Origin of the sequence: Cytobacillus praedii, from assembly GCF_001439605.1 — a bacterium.
Lineage (GTDB): Bacteria > Bacillota > Bacilli > Bacillales > Cytobacillaceae > Cytobacillus > Cytobacillus praedii.
Genome location: NZ_LMBX01000001.1, coordinates 291,154 through 314,253 on the forward strand (window position 1 = coordinate 291,154; position 23,100 = coordinate 314,253).

At 40.0% G+C, this 23,100-nt stretch carries 20 protein-coding genes and 1 pseudogene; 17 read left to right on the top strand and 4 right to left on the bottom strand.

Annotated features, from left to right (window positions below):
* The 9 genes and pseudogenes from ASU02_RS01395 to nuoN form a co-directional block, all read left to right on the top strand.
* Positions 1-928 (top strand): annotated as a pseudogene (locus ASU02_RS01395) (NADH-quinone oxidoreductase subunit C); the annotation flags it as partial.
* 3 nt (positions 929-931) lie between these two features.
* On the top strand, positions 932-2,032 hold the full coding sequence (locus tag ASU02_RS01400) for an NADH-quinone oxidoreductase subunit D (protein WP_057760197.1): 1,101 nt from the start codon (positions 932-934) through the stop codon (positions 2,030-2,032).
* Positions 2,032-3,042 carry an NADH-quinone oxidoreductase subunit NuoH gene (nuoH, locus tag ASU02_RS01405; RefSeq protein ID WP_057760200.1) on the top strand — a complete coding sequence of 337 codons (1,011 nt, stop codon included), beginning with the start codon at positions 2,032-2,034 and terminating at the stop codon, positions 3,040-3,042. Before ASU02_RS01400 ends, nuoH begins: the two co-directional genes overlap by 1 nt.
* Before the next feature lie 34 nt (positions 3,043-3,076).
* On the top strand, positions 3,077-3,502 hold the full coding sequence (gene nuoI, locus ASU02_RS01410; protein ID WP_053478559.1) for an NADH-quinone oxidoreductase subunit NuoI: 426 nt from the start codon (positions 3,077-3,079) through the stop codon (positions 3,500-3,502).
* Positions 3,499-4,020 carry an NADH-quinone oxidoreductase subunit J gene (locus ASU02_RS01415; RefSeq protein ID WP_057760202.1) on the top strand — a complete coding sequence of 174 codons (522 nt, stop codon included), beginning with the start codon at positions 3,499-3,501 and terminating at the stop codon, positions 4,018-4,020. Before nuoI ends, ASU02_RS01415 begins: the two co-directional genes overlap by 4 nt.
* Positions 4,017-4,331: an NADH-quinone oxidoreductase subunit NuoK gene (gene nuoK, locus ASU02_RS01420; protein WP_057760204.1), complete on the top strand. Its 315-nt coding sequence runs from the start codon at positions 4,017-4,019 to the stop codon at positions 4,329-4,331. Before ASU02_RS01415 ends, nuoK begins: the two co-directional genes overlap by 4 nt.
* A 159-nt stretch (positions 4,332-4,490) precedes the next feature.
* Complete coding sequence (nuoL, locus tag ASU02_RS01425; RefSeq protein ID WP_057760206.1) at positions 4,491-6,353, top strand: NADH-quinone oxidoreductase subunit L; 1,863 nt, start codon at positions 4,491-4,493, stop codon at positions 6,351-6,353.
* Entirely contained in the window at positions 6,350-7,858 is a 1,509-nt protein-coding gene (locus ASU02_RS01430) for an NADH-quinone oxidoreductase subunit M (protein ID WP_057760208.1), read from the top strand. The genes nuoL and ASU02_RS01430 overlap by 4 nt, the downstream gene beginning before the upstream one ends.
* 6 nt (positions 7,859-7,864) lie before the next feature.
* A complete protein-coding gene (gene nuoN / locus ASU02_RS01435) occupies positions 7,865-9,382 on the top strand; it encodes an NADH-quinone oxidoreductase subunit NuoN (RefSeq protein ID WP_057760210.1) in 1,518 nt (505 codons plus the stop codon).
* Between the two features lie 124 nt (positions 9,383-9,506).
* Here nuoN and ASU02_RS01440 read toward each other — a convergent pair whose 3' ends face one another.
* Both ASU02_RS01440 and ASU02_RS01445 read right to left on the bottom strand, forming a co-directional pair.
* Entirely contained in the window at positions 9,507-10,769 is a 1,263-nt protein-coding gene (locus ASU02_RS01440; RefSeq protein ID WP_057760212.1) for an MFS transporter, read from the bottom strand.
* Between the two features lie 93 nt (positions 10,770-10,862).
* Positions 10,863-11,501: a TetR/AcrR family transcriptional regulator gene (locus tag ASU02_RS01445; protein ID WP_057760214.1), complete on the bottom strand. Its 639-nt coding sequence runs from the start codon at positions 11,499-11,501 to the stop codon at positions 10,863-10,865.
* Between the two features lie 419 nt (positions 11,502-11,920).
* Here ASU02_RS01445 and ASU02_RS01450 point away from each other — a divergent pair, with 419 nt between their 5' ends.
* From ASU02_RS01450 to spoIID, 4 genes are all read left to right on the top strand, one after another.
* Positions 11,921-12,166, top strand: coding sequence for a DUF1146 family protein (locus ASU02_RS01450; protein WP_053478567.1), 246 nt, complete (start codon positions 11,921-11,923; stop codon positions 12,164-12,166).
* A gap of 343 nt (positions 12,167-12,509) precedes the next feature.
* A complete protein-coding gene (locus ASU02_RS01455; RefSeq protein ID WP_232426112.1) occupies positions 12,510-13,250 on the top strand; it encodes a YwmB family TATA-box binding protein in 741 nt (246 codons plus the stop codon).
* Between the two features lie 33 nt (positions 13,251-13,283).
* On the top strand, positions 13,284-14,597 hold the full coding sequence (gene murA / locus ASU02_RS01460; protein ID WP_057760216.1) for a UDP-N-acetylglucosamine 1-carboxyvinyltransferase: 1,314 nt from the start codon (positions 13,284-13,286) through the stop codon (positions 14,595-14,597).
* Between the two features lie 801 nt (positions 14,598-15,398).
* A complete protein-coding gene (spoIID, locus tag ASU02_RS01475) occupies positions 15,399-16,436 on the top strand; it encodes a stage II sporulation protein D (RefSeq protein ID WP_057760222.1) in 1,038 nt (345 codons plus the stop codon).
* Positions 16,437-16,490: 54 nt separating this feature from the next.
* Here the strand turns inward: spoIID and ASU02_RS01480 are convergent, their stop codons facing one another.
* On the bottom strand, positions 16,491-16,910 hold the full coding sequence (locus ASU02_RS01480) for a VanZ family protein (protein ID WP_057760224.1): 420 nt from the start codon (positions 16,908-16,910) through the stop codon (positions 16,491-16,493).
* 141 nt (positions 16,911-17,051) lie between these two features.
* Between ASU02_RS01480 and ASU02_RS01485 the strand changes: the two genes are divergently transcribed.
* Positions 17,052-17,990 (top strand): M23 family metallopeptidase, encoded by a 939-nt coding sequence (locus ASU02_RS01485; RefSeq protein WP_057760226.1) that lies wholly within the window; start codon positions 17,052-17,054, stop codon positions 17,988-17,990.
* A gap of 32 nt (positions 17,991-18,022) precedes the next feature.
* Here the strand turns inward: ASU02_RS01485 and ASU02_RS01490 are convergent, their stop codons facing one another.
* A complete protein-coding gene (locus tag ASU02_RS01490; protein WP_057760228.1) occupies positions 18,023-19,726 on the bottom strand; it encodes a methyl-accepting chemotaxis protein in 1,704 nt (567 codons plus the stop codon).
* A 627-nt stretch (positions 19,727-20,353) separates the two neighbouring features.
* Here ASU02_RS01490 and spoIIID point away from each other — a divergent pair.
* From spoIIID to ASU02_RS01510, 3 genes are all read left to right on the top strand, one after another.
* Positions 20,354-20,626 carry a sporulation transcriptional regulator SpoIIID gene (gene spoIIID, locus ASU02_RS01495; protein ID WP_057760455.1) on the top strand — a complete coding sequence of 91 codons (273 nt, stop codon included), beginning with the start codon at positions 20,354-20,356 and terminating at the stop codon, positions 20,624-20,626.
* Between the two features lie 402 nt (positions 20,627-21,028).
* Positions 21,029-22,030 (top strand): rod shape-determining protein, encoded by a 1,002-nt coding sequence (gene mreB, locus ASU02_RS01505; protein WP_053478575.1) that lies wholly within the window; start codon positions 21,029-21,031, stop codon positions 22,028-22,030.
* Positions 22,031-22,274: 244 nt separating this feature from the next.
* A complete protein-coding gene (locus ASU02_RS01510; protein WP_057760233.1) occupies positions 22,275-23,099 on the top strand; it encodes a flagellar hook-basal body protein in 825 nt (274 codons plus the stop codon).
* The last annotated feature ends 1 nt before the right edge of the window (position 23,100 follow it).

Sequence of the window (23,100 nt, forward strand, 5' to 3'; positions counted from 1 at the left end):
TGAAGACCTTGATATCGCGAAGCAAAAAGCAGCAGCTGCTGCAAAAGCAAAGGCCGCCGCACTAGCCAAAATGAAGGCAAAAGAACAAGGCGAAGAGAAGGAAGAAGCCTCCGCTGAAGACCTTGATATCGCGAAGCAAAAAGCAGCTGCCGCCGCGAAAGCAAAGGCCGCCGCAGCCGCCAAAGCAAAAGCCGCCGCATTGGCAAAACAGTCAGGTGAATCTGGCGGGGATGACGAAAAGGCGAAAGCGATTGCTGCCGCGAAGGCAAAAGCAGCCGCAGCGGCCAAAGCAAAAGCTGCTGCATCAGCGAAAGCTGGAGGCGCAGCAGGAGATGATGAAAAAGCAAAAGCCATTGCAGCTGCAAAGGCAAAAGCAGCCGCTGCAGCCGCTGCTAAAGCGAAGGTTGGTGGAACGGCAAAGACTGAACCTGCAGAAGCAGTCAAGCCATCACCAAATCAGCCATATCTTGATAAATATATTAGAGTGATAGAGGAGCATCTTGGAAAAGATCATATAGAAGATTACTATATTAATAATCTTTCAAAGGATGTCCCAACACTTGTAGCAAAGCCAGAAAGCTATTATAAAATAGCAGAGTTTTTAAAATATAACGAGCAATTAGGCTTTGATTATTTATCAGAGCTGCATGGAACAGATTTTGAAACACATATGGAAGTATATGTTCATTTATATTCATATAAAAATAGTCAATCCGTTGCATTAAAAGTAAAGATTGACCGTGATGGACCAACGATTGATTCATTGCAGCCGCTTTGGGCAGGAGCGAATTGGCCAGAGTGTGAAGCATATGATTTACTAGGCATTACGTTTACCAATCATCCGAACTTGCACCGCATTATGCTTGGTGAAGAATGGATTGGCCATCCACTAAGGAAAGACTATGAACCGTATGATGTGGAGGTGTAACCAATGTTACGAACAGAAGAAATGCTTTTGAACGTAGGACCTCAGCATCCAAGTACGCACGGTGTTTTTCGTCTCGTCTTAAAAATTGATGGAGAAACCATTGTAGAAGCAAAGCCAGTCATCGGCTACCTTCACCGCGGAACAGAAAAGCTGGCAGAAAATCTTCAATATACACAAATCATCCCTTATACTGACCGGATGGACTACGTTTCAGCCATGACGAATAACTATGTGATTTGCCATGCGGTTGAAACGATGATGGATATTAAAGTACCTGAGAGAGCCGAGTATTTACGTGTCATTGCAATGGAACTTGGCCGTGTAGCAAGCCACCTTGTCTGGTTTGGTACGTACTTGCTAGACCTTGGAGCAACGAGCCCGCTTCTATATGCTTTCCGTGAACGGGAAATGATCATCAATATGCTAAATGAACTGTCAGGAGCTCGTCTAACATTTAACTACATGCGTGTTGGCGGGGTCAAATGGGATGCACCAGAAGGCTGGATTGATAAAGTAAGAGAGTTTGTCCCTTATATGCGAGAACAATTAAAGGGCTATCATACACTCGTTACAGGAAACGAAATCTTTATGAACCGTGTAAAAGGAATTGGGACATACACGAAGGAAGATGCGCTTAACTATTCCCTTAGCGGGGCTAATCTTCGCTGCACTGGAGTCAAATGGGATCTGCGTAAAGATGAGCCGTATTCCATCTATGATCGCTTTGATTTTAATGTGGTTACTCGTGAGACAGGGGATGCATGGGCACGATACCACTGCAGACTTGATGAAATCGTAGAATCATTGAAAATCTTAGAACAAGCGTGTGAACAGTTCCCTGCCGAAGGGGAGATCTTAGCGAAGGTGCCAAAGATCATTAAGGCGCCTAAGGGTGAGGCTTTTGTACGAATTGAGTCCCCTCGGGGAGAAATCGGCTGTTATATCGCAAGTGATGGAAAAAAAGAACCGTATCGCCTGAAATTTAGACGACCATCATTCTATAATCTCCAAATTCTCCCTAAGCTACTAGAGGGGGAAACAATTGCAAACTTAATTTCCATTCTAGGAGCGGTTGATATCATCCTAGGGGAGGTGGATGGCTAATGGTTGAAGATTTATTGCATTCCCAGCCGGGGATCTTAAACTTTGGGATTTTCTTTTTACTTGCAACCGTTTTACTTTTAGTCATATTGGGATTCGTAACCTATGCAATCCTGGCAGAGCGGAAGGTTATGGGATTTATGCAGCTTCGTCAAGGTCCGAACCAAGTGGGTGGCCGCTGGGGATTATTGCAAACGGTTGCCGACGTTTTAAAGCTTCTGCTAAAAGAAGATACGATTCCTAAGCTTGCAGATAAACCATTATTTATACTTGCACCAGTTATCGCATTTGCACCATCATTTATAGTCATCGCAGCGATTCCGTTTACAGATAAATTGCAATTTGCAGATTTAAATATTGGATTGCTTTACTATATCGCCATTTCAGGATTAACAACGATCGGAATGGTTACCGGCGGATGGGCATCCAACAATAAATATGCCCTGCTCGGAGGAATGCGTGCAGCAGCACAGATGATTTCCTATGAAATTCCGCTCGTTATGTCAGTGCTCGGGATTATTCTCCTAACTGGCAGCTTAAACTTAAATGATATTGTAGCAGCACAAGAGAATGTATGGTATATCCTGCTTCAGCCCATTGCATTCATTGTCTTTATCATTGCTTCAGTGGCTGAATTAAACCGTGTCCCATTCGATCTTCCTGAATCCGAGAACGAACTTGTAGCCGGGTTCCATGTCGAATATTCCGGATTCCGTTGGGCATTTTTCATGCTTGCTGAATATGTGTATATGTTCGCGATGGCATCATTAACAACGGTTTTATTTTTAGGAGGCTGGCTACCTTTATTCTCATTCCTAGACTTTATTCCAGGTGCTGTCTGGTTTGCACTTAAGTTCATGTTTGTCGTCTTTCTATTAATTTGGTTCCGAAGCACGTTCCCGCGTATCAGGGCTGATAAATTAATGGAATTTGCCTGGAAGATCTTATTGCCAATTGCATTAGCAAATATTTTCCTGACAGCCATCATCAAAGAAATTTTAAAACTGTTTTAATCAAAGCTTACTTTAACCGCAAGGGGTGAAAAACATGCTTGGATTTGGATTAGCAAAAGGCTTAAAGTATACCCTGAAAAATTTAACGAAAGAAAAACCAACCTATGAATATCCGAATGAGCCACTCCCATTGCCCGACCGATTTCGGGGGATTCAAAAGTTTTATCCGGAAAAGTGCATCGTTTGTAATCAATGTGCGAATATTTGCCCGACCGATTGCATCCAGCTGACAGGGAAAAAACACCCGGATCCGAATAAAAAGGGAAAAATTATTGATACGTATGATATTAACTTTGAAATTTGTATTCTTTGCGACCTATGTACGGAGGTTTGTCCGACAGAGGCAATCATTATGTCAAATAACTTTGAACTCGCTGAATATAGCCGGGATGAGCTATTTAAAAATCTCGAATGGCTGGATGAAAATGACGAGAATATACGGAAGGTGAATAAAGCATGACGTTATCAGGTGAATTTTTAGCATTTATTTCACTCGCTTTAGTTGCAGTAGTCGGCGGCGTGCTCTTATTAAACCTTTCCAAGGTCGTGCACATGGTCCTTGCACTCGTTTTTACCTTTGTCAGCATTGCGGGGATCTTTGTCCTGCTGTCAGCTGAATTTCTAGCTGCCGTTCAAATACTCATCTATTCCGGAGCGATTACAATCATTATGCTCTTTGGAATCATGTTAACCCGTCACGATGATACGAATGAGCCGAAAACAGGCCGCCTGCGAAAGCTGCTTCTCTTCTTAGGGATTCTCGGTTTTGCATTCGCCTTTTACATTGGAATTTATAATCTTGATTTTGGTGAAGCGTCAACAACCTTACATGAGAATAACACAGAACAGATTGGGATCGCGCTTTATTCAAAATATATTATTCCATTTGAATTAACATCAGTCTTGCTGCTGGCTGCGCTAATTGGAGCGATTGTGCTGTCGAAGAATGATAAGGAGAAGGAGGCGAAGAAGGAATGAGTTCAGTTCCACTTTCAGCCTACTTGGCACTGGGTTTAATTCTATTCTGTATCGGTTTATATGGTGCATTAACAAAGAAAAATATTATCATTGTTCTTATTTCGATTGAACTAATGCTTAATGCTGCAAACATTAATTTAGTAGCGTTTAGCAAATTCGGTGTGATGCCATCAATAACAGGACAAATCTTCGCTCTTTTCGTCATGGCTGTTGCTGCTGCAGAAGTTGCTGTTGGGGTAGCGATACTGATTGCCTTATACCGTAATCGGAATACCGTTAATATTGATGAAGTGAACACATTGAAACACTAGAGGATGAAGCATGTCTTTATAAAGTAAGTTCAAAATGAGGCTGAAAATAGAAATCCCAGGCCGATTTCCGCTAATCTAGCCTCTGACCTCTAGTAATCTAACACGTTAGCTCTAGGACTATACAAAACTATAAACGTGTTCAAAAAGGGGATTGTGATATTGATGGAGAATGCATGGATCATACCGCTTTTCCCGCTTTTATCGTTTTTGTTCCTTATCTTTTTTGGCAAACGACTGAAGGAAGCAAGTGCATACATAGGAATCCTGCTCTCGCTTGCATCGTTCGTCTACTCCTTATTGGTGCTGTTCGAAAGATTTTCGTCGCCCACCCATAAGGCAGAGTCGGTTTGGCTGACGATAGGGGATGTTCAGTTAACAGCGGGTTTTGAAGTCAATCAATTAAATGCGTTAATGCTTGTAATCGTATCGCTAGTGAGTTTCCTTGTACATACGTATTCAAAGGGATATATGCACGGTGATGAACGATTCCATGTGTACTACGCTTACTTAGGATTATTTACATTTGCGATGCTGGGCTTAGTGCTTTCGCCCAATCTTCTGCAAACGTATATTTTCTGGGAGCTTGTTGGTTTAGGTTCATTCTTGCTAATCGGTTTCTACTTTTATAAAGAAGAAGCGAAGAAGGCCGCCAAAAAGGCGTTTATTATGACACGTATTGGAGATGTTGGCCTTCTAATAGGAATGATTCTATTATTCTGGCAGGTTGGAAGCTTCGAATATGATGAAATTTTTGCAGCGGTTGAAGCTGGAGCGGTTTCTTCAACGATGATTACATTAACTGCCATATTGATTTTTATTGGTGCTGTAGGGAAGTCAGGTCAATTCCCGCTTCATACATGGCTGCCGGATGCGATGGAAGGTCCAACGCCGGTGTCTGCTTTAATTCACGCCGCAACGATGGTTGCAGCAGGGGTTTATTTAGTGGCATCCCTGTTCCCGCTCTTTTCAGCAAGCGAGACAGCGCTGTTGACGGTTGCGATTATTGGAGCATTTACTGCGATCTTTGCAGCAAGCATTGGGCTTGTTCAGAAGGATATTAAGAGAGTGCTTGCGTATTCAACGGTCAGCCAGCTAGGCTACATGATGCTTGCACTTGGATCTGCCGGCTATGTTGCTGGTGTGTTCCACCTGATGACACATGCTTTCTTCAAAGCCTTGTTATTCCTTGCTGCGGGCAGCGTTATCCACGCAGTGCATACGCAGGATATTGAGAAAATGGGCGGCTTATGGAAAAAGCTTCGTGTAACAGGTCCATTATTTTTGATAGGAACATTAGCAATTAGCGGTGTCCCTTTATTTTCAGGATTCTTTAGTAAGGATGAAATATTAATTGCAGCATGGGCAAATGGCAATACTGTGTTATTCTGGCTAGCGGTTGTTGCTGCCTTCTTCACTGCATTCTATATGTTCCGTCTCTTCTTTATGGTATTTTCCGGTGAATCGCGCAGTGACATGAAGCATGTGAAGGAGTCGCCAAGTGTGATGACTGTACCGATGATGGTTCTTGCCATTCTTGCAGTTGTAGCAGGGTATGTCAATACCCCTTGGTTTGGGACATTTCTTGGCGATTGGCTAACAGAAGGAAATCCTGCTCTTGGGCACGGGCATATCGAAGGTCCGTCGTGGATCATGATTGTTGCAACCGTCGTCTCTTTATTAGGTATTTTCCTAGCTTGGCTAATCTACAGCAAACGTTCACTTTCACGTGATTGGCTTGGTGCTTCGACGCTATATACGATTCTATATAATAAATATTATATAGATGAATTGTATGAATTAACGGTTTTAAAAGTAACGAAAGGACTCAGCCTGATTCTTCGTTTCATTGAAACATTCATCGTTGAGGGCATAGTCAAAGGGGTATCAGGAGCGGTTTCCGGACTTGGTCACTTAGGCTCAAGATTCCAGAGTGGACAGATCCAACGATACGGTGCTGTCGCATTTGTCGGCTTAGCGATCTTAATTGTCGTATTTGCTGTAACAGGGGGGTATTTGAAATGAACTTTGCTTATTTATCCATCTTAGTTTTCTCCCCTTTACTCGGTATAATCGCCTTATTATTTGTTCCAAAAGCAAAGGAATCTGTTATTAAAACGGTTGGGTTCCTTGCAACTCTTCCAGCACTTGTCCTGTCCTTGATGGCATTTTTTCAATATCGGTCAGGGAGTTCACTTGATCAGCTGGACGAAATGGTTAACTGGATTCAATTCGGTGATCCCAATAGATTAGGAGAATTGTTTTCTATTAAATATGAATTAGGTGTTGATGGCTTCTCACTGATTATGCTTGTGTTAACAGCCATCCTTTCTACACTTGCAGCAATAGCCTCCATGTATATTAAAAAAGAGTGGAAAGGCTACTTTATGCTCTTCCTTCTTCTTGAGGTGGGCATGCTTGGTGTATTTGCTGCTGAAAACTTAATTCTGTTCTTTATCTTTTTCGAAATTACGCTTATTCCGACATTCTTCCTTATTGGGAAGTGGGGCTATTTTGAAAAGGAAAAAGCTGCATTTAGCTTCTTAATTTATAATGGGTTAGGTTCTGCTGTACTGCTGATTGTCATCATGGTGCTCTTTGCACGTACAGGGACATCTAATATTGAAGCGTTAACGTATATTCTTACTTCGGATACAGATCATCTTGTGATGTCTGCCGGTGGAAAAATGGGCTTGCTGATCGCGATGCTGATTGCATTTGGGGTAAAGCTGCCGATCTTCCCGCTTCATAGCTGGATGGTGCGTGTTCACGTTCAGGCATCTCCATCTGTCGTTATGCTTCACGCAGGAATTCTCTTGAAAATTGGTGCATACGGAATTATCCGGTTCGGAATGGGCATTTTCCCTGAACAATTCCAAGAACTAGCAGTATTAATTGCTGTTCTTGGAGTAGTGAACCTGCTTTACGGAGCATTCCTTGCACTTGTGCAAACAGATTTCAAAATGGTACTTGCTTATTCCTCAATTTCCCATATGGGAATTGTCTTAATAGGTTTGGGCGCTTTAAATGAGGCGGGGATTCAAGGAGCTATTTTCCAAGTGGTTTCACATGGATTAATAGCAGCGCTATTATTCTTCCTTGTCGGTGTATTCTATGAGCGACTGCAAACATCCAATATTCCGAACCTTGGCGGCTTGGCGAAGGGGATGCCGATTACGGCAGGCTTCCTGCTGGCTGGGGCAATGGCTTCGTTAGGAATGCCGGGAATGTCAGGCTTCGTAAGTGAATTCATGGCTTTCCTTGGTTTATTTAAGGAAATGCCAGTATTAGCTGCTGTGGGTGCGCTTGGTATCATTTTAACAGCTGTCTATCTGCTGCGTGCGGTTCTCGGAATTACTTATGGCAAAGCTCATCGGGAGTTTGCGGGCATTACAGATCTTAGGGGAGCGGAATGGGTGCCTGCAATAGTCCTAATCGGGATTATTGTCTTAATTGGCGTATATCCAAATGTTTTAACTGAACCGCTCACTTCTGCACTGGAAACTATCATGCTTGGGATTGGAGGGTGATGAAGGATGGATCTCGAAACATTACTATCATTTAAATGGAGCATCATGACACCTGAGTTCATCATCCTCGGTGTAATCACATTACTTTCATTATTAGATCTATTTATGGCAAAGAGTGTGAATCGAAAGCTGCTGGGCTGGCTTGGCTTAGCGGGGATTCTAGGAGCGCTCGTTGCATTGCTCACCCTGATGGGCAATAGCCCGGAAGCGATTCTCTATGATACATTCCGATTGGACTCCTTTGCGATCGCGTTCAAGCTGCTATTGTTAATAGGATCCGCCCTTGTCTTCCTTATTGCGATTAGCTATGAGCCAAAGGAAGGGTTAACCGAATATAGAGGAGAGTTTTACTACTTATTCTTAGCTGCACTGCTTGGTGCGATGATGATGTCATCTAGCGGCGACTTAATAACATTGTTTATCGGGCTGGAGCTTCTATCGATTTCTTCTTATATTCTTGCAGGTATTAGAAAGAAACATAGTGGCTCGAATGAGTCTGCGATGAAGTATGTCGTGAATGGGGGAATCTCGACATCCATTACGATTTTTGGAATGAGTTATGTATATGGCTTAACAGGAACGACAAATCTGCTTGATATGGCTCGCCATGTGATCACATTAGCTGATTCACAGCATATTTACCTTCTAGGGCTTGCATTCTTTATGATCTTCGTCGGGCTTTCCTTTAAAGTCGCAACAGCACCGTTCCATATGTGGGCGCCAGATGTTTATCAGGGAGCACCAACACCTGTTACTGCATTCTTGAGTGTTGTTTCGAAAACAGCAGGATTTATTTTGATCGTCCGTATTTTAATGGTGATTTTCTATAACATCCCGACTGAAGGACCAGGTTCGATGCCGCTTCTTATCAAGGTTCAGGATTATATTGCCTTCCTTGCAGCAGCAACGATGATCATCGGGAATGTAGTGGCATTAAGGCAGAAAAATATTAAACGTCTGTTTGCCTATTCCAGTATTGCACAAGCAGGTTATTTGCTTGTCGTTGTAGCTTCTATGTCTGCATTTTTGTTTGATACGCTATGGTTCTACCTAGGTGCATACTTGTTCATGAACCTGGGTGCATTCGCAATCATCCAGCTGATCACACAGAAAACAGGCTCTGAAGATATTGCAGAATTTGCCGGTTTATATCGAAAAGCCCCAATTCTGGCGATTGCAATGGCAGTCTTTATCCTGTCATTAGCAGGGATTCCAGGAACGGCTGGGTTTATCGGGAAACTGAATATTTTCATGGGTGCACTTGTGGTTGAACCGGCACACTATGTGCTTGTATCCATAATGATCGCAACAACAGTGGTTTCGTATTTCTACTACTTTGGCGTTATGGTCCAGATGTTCTTTAGACCAGCAGCCAACGATGAAGTGAAATTCAAGCTTCCGGCAGGACTGGGCGTTGTTATCGGTGTCTGTGTATTCGCAACGATTCTATTTGGAGTAGCACCAAACGTTGCGCTTGATTTCTTACAAGGGAACTTCAATCAGTTCAGCGATTTTTTTCAGTAAATTAGGCTAGACAATCTAAACAAAGGGTTATAAAAAAGGGGTAAAATATAAAGAAGAGGGTGAAATCGTATAGATTTCACCCTTTTTTTGCATGAATCTGGCTGCAGGACGGAAATAATTCATTTTAATATTTGTTCATTGCACTCATAGATTTCCCTTGTAACTTAGTAAGATATCGTTTTGTCATAAAACCTAGAAGAACCTCGACAAGGATTGCAAATAATACAATGACAAACACTTGATCTGAAAAACGATCAAACAACACACCATATAAGGACTGACCAATTGGATAAGAACACATCACGATTGTTGCAACAACCGCACTTACTTTTCCTAGCATTTCATTTGGTGTCTCTGTTTGGATAAATGTTTGTGCGAAAATGGTGAAAATCCCTACTGATGCCAGGCATAAAAAAGTACTTATACAAATAACACTATAAGCAATCATTGGCTGTATTTGTAGACCTGATACAATTGCTATGGGTAATAGCATTACCCCTCCTAATATGATGAAAACATGAGAATTATGAATACTATACTTTTTACCTACTAATCCAATAGTAAGGCCTGCTCCAATCGATCCGATTGCCAAGAAGCTTTCAGCAAAACCGTATAGTTGTGAACTTAGACCAAGCTGTACTTTTATTATATAAGGCAAGCCAATCATAATCATTGAAGAGAAAAATAAATTTATTGAAGCAACCACTAGTAAAATCTTAAATAAAACTGGATTATCTTTACTAATAAATGTTAATGCCAGCTTTAAATCCACAATTACTGTATTTATTACTTTTCCATTCGATGCTTGTTTAATAAAAGGGATCCGTATAAATACTTCTAAGAGTGATGAAATAAAGAATGCAATTGCGCTAACTATAACGATTACCTTTAAATCTAAAAACCCATACAGCATTCCACCTAAAATCGGTCCTAAGAAATTAGCAAGGGCATTTACTTGGACAACCACTCCATTTGCTTGTAACAAATGATGGCTATCTACCAATACAGGGATACTTGATTGAACAGCTGGTTGATACATAGACTGAATAATGGAGAGAACAATCATCACCCCTGCCACTATGCAGACAATTTGGTTGCTCCCTAATTGTGTAAGAAAAAAGATACAAACGAATGAAGTGATTATATCCAAACATATCATGATATTCCTGCGATTGACACGATCTGCTAGCACGCCGCCAAAAGGTGATAATAAAATTGTAGGAATCATTGATACCGCAAGAATACTTCCAAACGCTGCAGCTGAACCAGTCTCATCCAAAATATACAGTGAAAGAGAAAAACGCAGAATAGAATTGCCGAATAAAGAAATAATTTGGCCAATAATCAAAAGCGTAAAATCTTTTTGAAATAGTGTACGTTCCTTCATTAAAATTTCTTCCCTTCGTAAAAAATAAACAAAACAAACCAACCGACGGTATGTATTATTTAAATAATATACTGCCTTCTTAAAGGCAGCTCATTATTTAAATATGTTTTTCAGATAATTATTCATTGCATTAAAAACATCTTCGTCTATAAATGGAATACCCATAAGTTCAGTAAGTTCTTTTAAATACAAAATTTTACGTTCTAAATCTGTTTCATTTCCTTGACCAATCATTGGACTTAGCCAAACGTTATTTAATAATAAGATAACTTCACTCGCACTTTTGCTATCCGCAATAGAAATTGAGCCATCTTTTTTTCCTTCTTCGATCAGCTCTTGTAAGATTGGAACACCATGTTTCAGCGTACCATTCAATAAGATACTTACGAATTTAGGATTTTCCGTTAAAGATATAGCCATTTTATCAAACTGCTGCTTTTCAAGATTCTCAAATTCAGTACAGATAATCTTTTTTAGTTTCTGCAATCCATTTAAATGGTTAAGATTTTTGAACTTTTCAATTGAATTTGGATAATAGAAACCCTTATCACCAATTGCAAGCAAGATGTCTTCCTTTGATTTGAAGTGATGATAAATAGCGCCTTTACTCATGCCCAATTCATTTATAATATCTTGAATTGTTGTTTGTTCATAACCCTTTTCTAAAAATAATCGATACGAAATTGAAAGGATTTGTTCAATGGTTTTTTCAGGATATTTATTTCTAGCCATGTTTCCTCCTTTATACATACCAATGGTATGTATAAAGGGTAGCACTTCGAAAATTATAAGTCAAATACATCTAAATAAATGAAAAAAGGATGTAGATTGAAAATGCAATATGGCGCACAGGCGGAAAGTGGATGAAGTGCAGGAAGAAATTTATGTACGAACATCAAAAAATAAGACAATATGAAAGAGATTTGGACATATTCCGATCTCTTTTTTTGCGTGTGGTTTAATAACCCTGTGAGATTCCTCCGCATTTGAAAGTACCTGTCGATAGATGAAGGATGAAAAACACCGGATTTTTGTAACAATATAGGAATGCAGTTCGCCTAATACATGGGACAGGATTTCAAACGGTAAAATATGTTAATATGGAAGCTGGGTGCAGATGCAGATATATTCATGTTGAAAGGAGTGTTCGTATGATATCTGGATTCGGACAGCAGGCATTAATTAGCATTCTATCCCATTTAGCGTTTATTGCACTTGCATGGTGGGCTTTACAGGCATTGCGAATTGACCAAATTTTAAAGCCAAATCGCGTATTCCAAGCAAGAGTATTATACATATTACTATCTATTGTTATCGGATCATCTGTAAGTAATTTCTTCCTTGATTATCTCCTATGGTCCCAGCAGCTTCCTCTTATATTGCAAATTGTCTATTAAGGAGAGAATCTAATCAAGAAATCGGGCTATCTTGCCGATTTCTCTCGAAACTCATAAATATAGGCCTTCGTACATGTTTTCATTTTGGTTATTATTAAGTACAATTCTATTTGTTATGCTTATTTTTCACGTTGAATGATCAGAAGTACTCCCAATTTATTCGCTGATGAATATAATAACGAGACTAGTTTTTTTCAACAAAAATAATGGGAAATGTGTGACTGGTATGGAATGAATAATCCTTCCCAGTTTACCTGAATCGCTTTTGTCAAAAAGTGACGACTTTTCCTGCGTATGCTCCTCTTCTCCTTGGTAACAATTGTAGTAAGGGGAGGAGTTACAATTGAAAAAAACAAAAAAGATTTTTGCAATAGTCGTACTTATAGGTTTTATGTTAGTAAATCTTGGGAATAAAACGACAGTAGCTGATGGGGAGCTTGACTTATTAAAAATAGCGTCCGTTTTACAGGACGAGAATATTTTAATCAGTGAATGGTCTTTACATGCAAGAGAAAAAATGGAAATGCTTGATGAGGCGGAAATAAAGGAATATAAAGATGAGCTTCAGAGGCAATTTCCAAACTGGGAATGGTCGGTCCAATCAAGCGAAGGTCATTCTGAAGCTGTTGCTGTCTTAAAACATGAAAGTAAAACAGAAACAATAAAAATTCTATCTACCCCCATAAAAGACCAATATCAAACGTATGTGATTTATGAGGTGAAAGGACAAGGATGGAATCAAAAGATTGAGGAAAATTTACCAAAAAGAATAGCTGACAGAATAACTGACATATTTCGAGGAAATGCCACAACTTTCTCTTGTATCAAAGGCGAATTCAATGATAAAATAGATAAGACTTTGCCATTGGAAATGAAGCACTTATTAGCTGTTTTTAAAGCAAAGGAAGTCGAGGCATTAAAGGAAGATGCCTTTATTTCTAGCTCGGCCTATTCGACAATGTTTTCAGAATCTGTTGAAGCTGGCGAAAAGGAAATGAATGTACAACTAGGAATACGAAATCAAGGAATGGGCGGAAAGACTACCATTGTAGTTGGCACACCTATTATAACGATTGAATATTAATATAGAGAAAATGGACGCGGAGGGGAATACACTTTGGAAAAAATCATCGTCCGCGGCGGCAATAGGCTAAGCGGTACTGTCAAAGTAGAAGGAGCAAAGAATGCTGTCTTACCGGTTATCGCCGCAACACTATTAGCAAGTGATGGGAAAAGCGTAATTCGTGATGTACCAACACTCTCCGATGTATATACGATCAATGAAGTATTACGCTATTTAAACGCTGAAGTTGCGTTTAAAGATAACACCGTTACTGTAAATGCATCCCGAGAGTTAAGTGTTGAAGCGCCTTTTGAATATGTACGCAAAATGCGTGCTTCCGTTTTAGTTATGGGCTCATTATTAGCACGTAATGGCCGTGCACGAGTAGCTTTGCCAGGAGGATGTGCAATTGGTTCTCGCCCGATTGATCAGCATTTAAAGGGCTTTGAAGCAATGGGTGCAACTGTAAAGGTTGGCAACGGCTTTATTGAAGCAGAGGCTGCTGGTGGACGCCTGCACGGAGCGAAAATATATCTTGATTTCCCAAGCGTAGGGGCTACTGAAAATATTATGATGGCTGCTACCCTTGCAAAAGGAACAACCATTTTGGAAAACGTTGCCAAGGAACCGGAAATTGTTGACCTGGCAAACTTCCTTAATAAAATGGGTGCAAAAGTAAGAGGTGCTGGAACAGGCACAATTCGTATTGAAGGTGTCGATGTATTATTCGGCGCAGATCACAATATCATTCCTGACCGTATTGAAGCAGGAACCTTTATGGTTGCAGCTGCAATAACAGGAGGAGATGTACTTGTACAAGGAGCAGTTCCAGAACATTCGACTTCATTAATTGCAAAGATGGAAGAAATGGGCGTTATTTTTATCGAAGAAGCAGAAGGTATCCGTGTTTTAGGACCAGATAAATTAAAAGCTGTTGATATTAAAACAATGCCACACCCAGGATTTCCAACAGATATGCAATCTCAAATGATGGCGTTATTGCTTCATGCAAAAGGCACAAGTGTCATTACAGAAACAGTGTTTGAAAATCGTTTCATGCATGTCGAAGAATTCCGCCGCATGAATGCTGATATTAAAATAGAAGGTCGCTCAGTGATTATGAATGGTCCGTCTAATCTTCAGGGAGCTGAAGTAGCGGCAACAGATCTTCGTGCTGCAGCTGCATTAATTCTAACTGGATTAGTAGCTGACGGGGTGACTCGTGTGACTGAATTAAAGCATTTAGATCGCGGCTATGTTAACTTCCATCAGAAGCTTGCTGGACTAGGTGCAGATATTGAACGTATTTCTGAACAAGAAGAAACTAGTGTAAAAGAACAAGCATACATTACTGATATGAATGCCTAATTTTTAATAAAAACGCATGATTCACCTGTCAGACTTCTGACTAGTTGAGTCATGCGTTTTTTATTTGTATGAAGTCATGCAGATGTTTTTTGGAAAATAAATCTAGCATAATTGGAGGTATATCGGGTATTTCCTGAAATTTATCGAGTATTTCCTGAAATTTATCAAGCATATCCCGGAAGTTATCAAGCATCTGCCGAGATATATCGAGTAATTCGAACGGATTAGTACCCAAATAGAAAATATCTAGCATCTAAGAAGGAATATTGAGCATTTCCTGGAAGTAATCGAGCATTTTTCGAGATATATCGAGCAATTCAAACGTATCAAGTCCGAAATAATAAATATCAAGAAGATTAGAAGGCATATCAAGTATTTCCAGAAATTTATCAAGCATTTCCCGAAAGTTATCAAGCATCTGCCGAGATATATCGAGCAATTCGAATGTATCAGTCCCCGAAATAAAAAAATATCAAGAAGATTAGAAGGCTTATCAAGTATTTCCTGGAATTTATCTCGCATTTCCCAAAAGTTATCAAGCATCTTCCGAGATATATCGTGTAATTCGAACGTATTAGGTCCGAAATAACAAATATCTAGCATATTAGAAAGAATATCGAGCATTTCCTGAAATTTATCTCGCATTTCCCAAAAGTTATCTAGCATTTCCCGATCCCCTTATTATTCCTGCCTCAGATCCTTCAAAAATTTAGTCATAATCGCTTGTCCAATCCCATAAGAATGAATGGAGACGGGACTCATTGGGAGTCTTAAGATTACATTCGTATGGAGGCTTAAATCATGAACACACCAAAATTCAAACTTTTCATCGTACTAGGCGCATTATTGTTTGTCATCACACTTATGATTCCATCCTTGGTCGTGCTTCCTTTCACAGAGGATCAAGTAACCGGAAAACTTGGGGAGCAGCTAAAAAAGGGGGAAAGCCCGGCGGAAACAAAGGTCACGTCTTCTGGTCCAGCAGTCGAAGTAGCTGTTTTCCAAATGCAGAAGAAGCAAACAGTCACACTTCCTCTTGAAGAATATATTGTAGGTGTCGTTGCATCTGAGATGCCGAGAGAGTTTGAGAAAGAAGCGTTAAAGGCACAGGCATTGGCTGCCAGAACATATATTGTTAATCAAATGCTGAAAGAAAGTAAAACGGAGCTACCAGGTGGAGCGCTAGTAACCGATACCATTCAGCACCAAGTATATAAGGATGATGCGGAGTTAAGAAGGATTTTCAAAGATGATTATAGCTGGGCGATAAAGAAAATTAGAGAAGCGGTAAACGAAACGAGCGGACAAATCATCACCTATAATGGCTCACCGATCGATGCGAGTTTCTTTTCAACTAGTAATGGTTATACAGAAAACCCGGAAGAAGTATGGCTAATGCCGCTTCCTTATTTAAAAAGTGTAGAAAGTCCATGGGATCTTGATTCCCCTAAATTCGTTGGCCAAAAGGTATTTACTGTCTCGGAATTCGAGCAAAAGCTTGGTGTTAAGCTGCCAAATAACAGCACAATCGGAAACGTAACAGAAAGAACTGCCGGCAAACGCGTAGGCGAGGTAGAAATCAATGGCAAAGTCTTAAAGGGGAAGGATATACGAGATACGCTTGGTTTAAAGTCTACAGACTTCACCTGGGAGCGCAAAGGAGACAAAATTATTATTAACACTAAGGGGAATGGCCATGGAGTCGGAATGAGCCAATACGGAGCGAATGGGATGGCTGCGGAGGGCAAGAGTTATAAAGACATCATTGCTCATTATTATCAAGGGGTAGAAGTAACCGCATCCGACAATATCCTGACAAAGGTTCTGGCAAAAAAGTAAAATGCTCCCCATGCAAAAGAGAGTTATCGCATAGTAATAGCGATAACTCTCTTATTAAGCTTTTTTCAGAAAGCGAAGGAATGATGCAATCTTTGAAAACCGGTTATGAAAGGAAGCGCGGTCAATGAAATACCAGCAAATCGCTACACCGGTTACATCTTTAACAACATCTATCAATGTTGCAGATCGTGCAGGTACAAATGATTGATGAATCTCGTCTGTGACCCCATACAGGCAGGCAATGACAGCACAAACGAGATTAATCCTTTTGGAAAAAGGAATCTTTGTTGTATGCATCGCAAAGACGAAAAATAAATAAAGGATGGCAAATTCGATTAAATGCATGGATTCCTTAATAAATCTGTCAATTGACAGATCGGGAAGCTCAACTACTGCATTAGCCGGGAAGCTTGAGAGCGTCCAAATAATCCCCATATATAAGATAGGAAGAACCCTGAAAATCCATTTCCACATGTAAAAAAACTCCTTTTAAAAATAATTTATCTTTCATGAATAATTTCCTCACGCTTATCAAAAAATAATCTAAAAAAATTTTTTTCTCCGCGTGTATATATTTCTTCTATTCTGTTCAGAATGATTGCTGAGGTGATGATAATGAGAGAGGAAGAAAAGAAACGATCTTCTCAAAATTCCAGCTTTAAGCGCTTTTTCAAAAAGCGTTGGGCATTCCCAGCTATCTACATTGCAAGTGCAGCAATCATTCTAAGTGCGGTCCTTTGGTACCAGAACAGCAATAGCGCGAAGAATCAAGATGACTTTGATTATAATGCGACTGATGTTCCAGGGAAAAATATCAATGAACCAGCAGTTGAAGTAAACCGTCAAATGGAAAACTTCATTATGCCTGTAAAAGAGGCAGATTCGCCAGTCATTCAAAGACATTTCTATGATATGAATGGCAAGGCAGAAGAACAAGAAGCAGCTCTCGTATTCTACAATAACAGTTACCATCAAAATACTGGTGTAGATATTGGGATTGAGAGCGGCGAAACATTTGATGTCATTGCAGCACTTAGCGGTACCGTAACGAAAGTAGCTGAAGATGTACTATTGGGAAATGTCATTGAAATTGAACATGACAATGGAATTGTAACACAATATCAGTCTGTTACAGAGATGAATGTTGAGGTTGGCGATCAAGTTAAACAAGGACAAGTTCTTGCAAAAGCAGGAGAAAGCATGTTTGATGAAGAATCAGGTGTTCATGTACACTTTGAAATTCGCAAAGATGGTGTTCCTGTAAATCCGCATAATTACTTCCAAAAGCCATTAAGCTCTCTACAAGAGGACGCTTCATCAGACAAGGCGAAAGCAACTGATGAAGAAAAGGCAGAAGAGGACAAGGCTTCAGACGAGTCATCAACAGAAGATGGAAAGTCACTTGAGGATGATCAATCATTAGAAGATGACAAGTCGCTTGAGGAAGATAAATCATCAGAAGAAAATGCTGGTGATGAAGAAAAGGATGCAGGCGAAAAAGACAAAACAGAAGATGATACGAAACAGGATAAAAAAGAATCTGCAGATGCATAAGAAAAACCCGCCAACTGGCGGGTCTTTTTGTTTTATAGTTTAAATTGGTGGACGATCATTCTAAGCTCATCGGCCATTTGACTAAGTACTGTCGTAGAGGATGAAATTTCCTCCATGGTCGCATTTTGTTCTTCTGCTGCAGCGGCAACGTTTTGGGACCGTTCTGAAGCCTCGGTTGATAAATGGGCGACCTCATCCATCGTTTGCTGCATATTTTGTGTGCTTGCATTGACCTGCTCGATTACAGCAGAAATTTCTTCCGTTTGAGCAGAAACCTCGCTAACCATTCGGGCAATTTCCTGGAAGCTAGATTGGGTAGTCTTAGCCATTTCAATGCCGCTTTCCACATTTTGAAGGGACTCCTCCATCGCTTGATTTGCCTCCATAACTTCCTGACGAATGACACCAATCAAGCTGCTGATTTCACCCGCTGCTCCATTAGACTGCTCTGCTAGCTTGCGAACCTCATCAGCCACGACGGCAAACCCTTTTCCATGTTCTCCAGCACGTGCTGCTTCAATGGCTGCGTTTAATGCTAACAAGTTTGTTTGATTCGTAATCGCTGTAATCAAGGTGACAATTCGTTCAATTTCCTTTGATTTTTGTTCAAGGGAGTTAACGATTTGCGCAGTTGATGCTGAAGAACGCTGAATATCAATCATCTTATCCATTGTGTTATCCATGATTGATGTTCCTTCATGTGTTGCTTCCGTTGTTTCAACTGCAAGGTTGGACACATTAGCAACAGACTCAGAAGCCTGATTCATTCCTTTGCCTATTTCCTCGATTACTTTGCGGCTCGTGATTGTGCTTTCTAATTGAACAGTTGAACCCTCGGAGATGTCCATAATCGCTTCTGTTACCTGTTGTAGCGAGTTCGATGTTTCTTCTGCACTGGCAGCTAATTCTTCTGACGTCGAAGCGACAAGTACAACATTTGAGTCAATGTTATGAACAATTTTAATTAATTTGTCCAGCATTTGATTGAAGCTTCCGGCCATTTCACCGATTTCATCACGATTCTTAATCTTTAACTCTCCAACAGTTAGATCACCTGTTGCCATTAGTGTGAATTTCTCTGCTAGTTTTACGATTGGCTTTTGGATGAGGCGAAGAATGAATATAACCATTGTAATAACAAAAAGTATAGATATTATCACTAATATTAACATGGTAATAGTGTTAGAGTTGTATAATTGAATGCCTTCATCTTCAATGTCTGATGCTTGTTTTTCATGCATTAAGATCAGCTGATCTATATCTTTATCCATAGCATCGTACAAGACTTGTGCATCATAAAATTGTAATACGGCATTTTCAGTTTGGTTTTGGATTTTAAGCTCTTTTGCTTTGGCAGTTGCATCTAAGAATGTTTCCCATTTTTTTCGAAGACTTTGGCCGATTGCCTTGGCATCTTCGCTTTTCAAACTCTGTTTTTCGTATTCATCGAACATTTGATCAATGCTAGCTTTAGTGTCATCCATTTGCTTTGAAAATTTATCGAGATATTCTGGGTCACTCGATAATAAGTATTTTTGAGCGGTTGACAAATAGCGTTCTGTTGTAAAGTTGATATCGCCAACTTGTCTAATTCCGGGAATAACCTCTTTATTTATAACCTTTGCATTTTCGTTCAATCTTGATGATGTGACAAATGATGAGGCACAAATCACACCAATTAATACTAAAAAGGCACCAAAGATGATAACGATTTTTTTGCGGATGGACCATTTCATTCCTGCATTCTCCTTCACTTGATGAAAGTAATTTATTAGAAATCCTTAGCGGATACATACCGTATATTGAACTTTTAGTCGTTTATGCATAGGTAAAATATGTAGCTTAACCAATGATCCAATCATTCGACAAAAATCGCTATAATTTTCTTGAACTAATCATAATACGAAATATTTAAATTGGACAGCATTTTTTTTATGAAAAGTCAAATAAAATAGGTCTGACCTTTTCCGACAAATTTCTTGGGAAATAATTATTTTTCGTCAAAGGCTTTCTGGTATAAAAAAGAAAGAAATTTCAATTTATTAATCAAATTTTCAAAAAATTATCCGAATACCTTGTCCCTATTATGTTTTTGATGCATATATAAGCAACCAAGCTAATAGACTGTTACTAACCTTACAAAGAGAGTGTCTGAGGTGAGGATTCGTTTGCGAATTAATAATGTATGTGCTCGGGACATGTTTATTCATAGCAAGTTCAGAAAGTGTTTGCTTTCTGCCGCATGGAGGGAAAAGAAGAATTGAATTTATAAGAATGAAAACGTGCGGAATGGTGTAGCAGTCAAGGCGAAAAGCGGGTCTCATTTCACACTTCTCACATCCAATTTAGGGAGGGCGAGTGGTGTGCACGATTACATCAAAGAGAGAACTATCAAGATTGGAAAGTATATCGTGGAGACGAGAAAAACGGTTCGCGTCATCGCGAAGGAGTTTGGCGTATCCAAAAGTACAGTCCATAAAGATCTAACAGAAAGACTTCCTGAAATCAATCCCGAATTAGCCGTCGAGGTTAAAGAAATCCTAGATTACCATAAATCAATCCGCCACTTACGAGGGGGAGAAGCAACAAAAATGAAGTATAAAAAGGAGGAGCTGGAAGAGGAGCCCATCAAGTAATAGATATGAATATAATCATCATAAAAAAAATAGCAGTGATAAGGGCAATTGGCAGTGGGCTAATTGCTTTTATTATTGCAGAGATGCAGATAAATGGAGTCATCCATTCATCCGCTGAGTCTTCTTCCGACAAAAACCTGCAAAAATCCCAACAATTTTTGACAAATCATTATTTAAATCACTATGAGTGTGGTAGAATATAAAATTAGGATAGAACTTGGTTCGTATAATCAAATGAGCATCTATGAAGCAGTAATAATTAATAGCGAAGTTCGCTTAAAATAGCTTAAACATAAGAGATTGTGCTTGGCTGGTTTTCTTTAAAAAGCAGACGCCTTGCGCTTTTCTTATGAGCCAGGGCGGACGAGGAAGGCCAAAAAGTGCAAGGAGGAAAGAGTAGGAATGTTTGCGAGGGATATTGGTATTGACTTAGGAACGGCTAACGTGCTTATTCACGTAAAGGGCCGTGGCATTGTATTGAATGAGCCATCTGTTGTAGCAATCGACAGAAACAATAATAAAGTTCTAGCTGTTGGTGAAGAGGCACGCCGTATGGTCGGGCGTACACCTGGAAATATTGCAGCCATTCGTCCATTAAAAGACGGCGTAATTGCAGACTTTGATGTGACAGAAGCGATGTTAAAGCATTTTATTAATAAATTAAATGTGAAGGGCTTTCTATCAAAGCCACGCATTTTAATTTGCTGTCCAACAAACATTACGAGTGTGGAGCAAAAGGCAATCAAAGAAGCTGCTGAAAAAAGCGGCGGCAAAAAAATCTATTTAGAAGAAGAACCGAAAGTAGCAGCAATCGGTGCTGGCATGGATATTTTCCAGCCAAGCGGGAATATGGTTGTTGACATTGGCGGCGGAACAACAGATGTAGCTGTATTATCAATGGGAGACATTGTTACTTCTTCATCCATAAAAATGGCTGGCGATACCTTTGATAGTGAAATCCTTCAATATATTAAGCGTGAGTACAAGCTTCTAATCGGGGAAAGAACAGCTGAAAATATTAAAATAAATATTGGAACAGTATTCCCGGGTTCACGAAGCGAAGAAATGGAAATTCGCGGACGCGACATGGTTTCAGGTCTTCCAAGAACGATTACTGTACGTTCAGAAGAAATTGAACTTGCACTAAGAGAGTCAGTTGCTGTTATCGTCCAGGCGGCAAAAAGCGTCCTAGAACGCACACCACCTGAACTTTCAGCAGATATCATTGACCGCGGTGTGATCTTAACAGGAGGCGGTGCATTGCTTCATGGCATCGATACACTGCTTGCTGAAGAATTAAAGGTTCCTGTTTTAATTGCTGAGAACCCAATGGATTGTGTAGCTATTGGAACCGGTATCATGCTTGATAACATTGATAAGCTTCCTCGAAGAAAGCTCGGATAATATAGAAATAGCCTGCCTTTTAAGGCAGGCTATTTTCGATGAAGGAAACGGGAGCTTTCTAGCAAAAAATATGAATTACTTCTAAGCATTTCTGCATAAATCTTCTATTTCATACTTTTTCCTGCAAAAATATAATGTATATTTTCTGGTTTTTTTTTATAATAGAGGTAGTGTCTAAAAAAAGATTTGTGAATAGGCGATTAATATACATAATTAGTCGATAAATATAATGAGGTGAACATTCATGTTCAGAGGGTTTTATACAGTTGCTTCTGGGATGCTTGCGCAGCAAAGAAGAACGGAAATGTTAACGAATAATATGGCAAATGCTAATACACCGGGCTTTAAAGAAGATCAATCATCATTAAGAGCGTTTCCTGAAATGCTATTGCAGCGGATGGATGATCAAGGTGCTCATATTCCAACTCAAAAGGGGCTTAATCTCCCTTTTAATAAACAAATTGGTTCTCTTAGCACAGGTGTCTACATGCAGGAGGCGATTCCGGCATTTAAACAGGGGGATTTAAGGGAAACAGGACTTGGAACAGATATGGCGCTTTTGGATGTTTCTATGCCTGAGAATGGCTCTGTGTTCTTTTCAGTGACAGGTCCCAATGGGGAAACGCAGTACACAAGAAATGGAAACTTTACCGTTGATAGCCAAGGTTTTCTAACGACTGCAAGCGGATTGCGCGTACTAAATGATGCTGGAAACCCGATCCAGCTAACAAGTGATCAGTTTACAGTCAATGAAAATGGAGTATTAACTGGTGAGGGCGGCGTTACAGCTAGACTAGGCATTGGATTTTCAGCAGATGCAAACCGTCTTATCAAGCTCGGAGACGGGCTGTATCAAACAGAGGATGGAAATGCATTAGCAAATGCTTATAATGAACCTAACGCACAATTTAAGCTGCAGCAGGGTTTTATCGAGCGCTCTAATGTGGATGTCAGCAGAACAATGACAGATATGATGACCGCTTATCGTGCATTTGAAGCCAATCAAAAGGTCTTGCAGGCATATGATAAAAGCATGGAAAAAGCCGCAAATGAAGTCGGCAGAATCTAAG